Source organism: Cupriavidus sp. UYPR2.512 (genome assembly GCF_000379565.1).
In the GTDB taxonomy this organism is placed as follows: domain Bacteria; phylum Pseudomonadota; class Gammaproteobacteria; order Burkholderiales; family Burkholderiaceae; genus Cupriavidus.
Genome location: NZ_KB903052.1, coordinates 1 through 1861 on the forward strand (window position 1 = coordinate 1; position 1861 = coordinate 1861).

Below are 1861 nucleotides of genomic sequence, written 5' to 3' on the forward strand. Positions count from 1 at the left end.
CGAAAGAGTTTACAACCCCACCCGCTATGTCATTGACCGTAAACGACTTTCTGCGGCGCACCAGCCGCCAGGAGTTGTGTGTAATGAGGTGGACTAACCGGTCGGGAGGCAGAGGCACGAATTTCCGGCCATCGCCCTTTCGACGTCGGATGCTTATACCAATGAGGTACCTGGGCTTGATTGCTGAACTTCGCGGCGCTTCGGGCGTGAGCAGCACGCGTTCAGTATAAAGAAATGTGTCATTGCACGGCGATTTTCCAGAAATGGTGGGCAGCGGCTGCGCTGACGTTTTTTGGCTCGGCAAATTCACACATCCTACAAAGTAAGAAACCATCCATTCCTTGCATGCGATCTTGGATGTCCCTGAAAACTGGCCCTTCGAAGAGATCATTATATTCGTCGTGCAGGAGGTTCCCCAAAACATGACGGCGCTCAAAATCCATGCAGCAGAGAGTCACATCGCCGTTCGGAAGAAGAACATTCCGATACTGTCGTTCTTCGGCACATGCAAGTGCTCCGACGACGGATTTTCGCGGTTCGACGATCTTAGGATCGACGCTTCCACCTCTGCTGCTCAGCGGCAGCGTATGGTATAGCGCTGCTGCAGGAATTATCCCGGCGATATCGGGATGGAGCTCCCCCAACACTACGAATCGAATCGAAGGAATATCTGAGTTGACTAGTTGGCGGATCAAGTCGAGATATTTTCCACTAACAAGGCGGCTATTCATGTATACGCCGTCGTCGAAAACATGAACCACAAATGCTCTAAAGCGCAGTGCCCGCAATCGTCCTAGATCGCACCTGCTCATTCCTACGAGTGTCGTGAAAATCCGAACTCCATGGCCGCGCATGTAAGCATGCTCGACCATTTCAGTGCAATCTGGATTGAGCCACGGCTCCGAGTAGCCGGCAAAACTGATGTCAACGGCTGTCGGTACGCGCGCGACACATTGCTTGAAATCTTCAAGACATAGATGCTTCATATGAGAGACTGCTCTTTGCCTGCTGATAAATTTGTCCTGCGGGCAATATGAACATCTGACGATGCAGTCCGTCGTGGTGGTTATTTCCAGGACCCTACCCCCAGGGATAATCGAGCGTAAATCCTGAAAGCCTATCGTGTTTGTTTCGGCCATATCTGTATCTCCCAACTATGCGGAACGAAGGTATCCCTGACGCGGGGCGTCGCATGTATCCTTGATGACGGTTTGCTTAGGGGAGCTAGTATTCGATGACGATGTTCTTCAATGATCGGTACACTACCTGTCACCGCGAACATCCGCCGTGACGGAAATCACTGAAGGCAGTTGCCTTGACGCAAGTTGCGTGCCGTTAAGGAAGATCCGCCAACACAAACTCATGCAGATTTCCCACGATCGAAGGCCGGGAATACTCGCTGTATGCGCCGCTGCAAGTGGCTTGAGCAATCCCTTGGCGAGCAATCCCGCGGCCGAATCAGCAAGATCGAGACTTCCAAGTTCCTCCTCCCATATTCCCGAAAACTCGTTGCCCATTGCTGGTCGAAACTCCGTAAGTTCGCCCCGCGTCAAATATATTTCACCGGATGAGAGAGCGGTTGACCGAACCTGAGAATAGATTGTCCTGACGCGCTTGGGTGACTCGAGCGCAACGCTTCATTGCCCAGGGTAGCGCTCGGACCCGACAGGGCACGATCGTGCAAGCCGCCTGTCAAGTGTCATTCGACTGGATTCTTTGATGTTTGGTTTGGGTCGGATTTGAGACGAAACTGTTGGGCTCAAGACATAGGGAATCGCTGAACAAAGCGTCAGCGCGCAGCGTTGCCAGTGTGATGCCGATTTTTTTTGTCAACCAACAGCAGATTTGACGGCTTGCCAGT

General features: G+C 52.3%; 2 protein-coding genes. Both read right to left on the reverse strand.

Annotated features, from left to right (window positions below):
* Positions 1-239: 239 nt before the first annotated feature.
* The gene (locus A3A5_RS41890) at positions 240-986 is read right to left on the reverse strand and encodes a radical SAM/SPASM domain-containing protein (protein ID WP_198293156.1); all 747 of its coding nucleotides are present in this window, start codon (positions 984-986) and stop codon (positions 240-242) included.
* 276 nt (positions 987-1262) lie between these two features.
* A complete protein-coding gene (locus A3A5_RS44115) occupies positions 1263-1517 on the reverse strand; it encodes a hypothetical protein (protein ID WP_198293157.1) in 255 nt (84 codons plus the stop codon).
* Positions 1518-1861: the final 344 nt, after the last annotated feature.

What these genes read in the sequence shown, in the direction of transcription:
- A3A5_RS41890 (WP_198293156.1), bottom strand. Translation starts at nt 986, where the DNA reads ATGAAGCATCTATGTCTTGAAGATTTCAAGCAATGTGTCGCGCGCGTA.
- A3A5_RS44115 (WP_198293157.1), bottom strand. Translation starts at nt 1,517, where the DNA reads ATGGGCAACGAGTTTTCGGGAATATGGGAGGAGGAACTTGGAAGTCTC.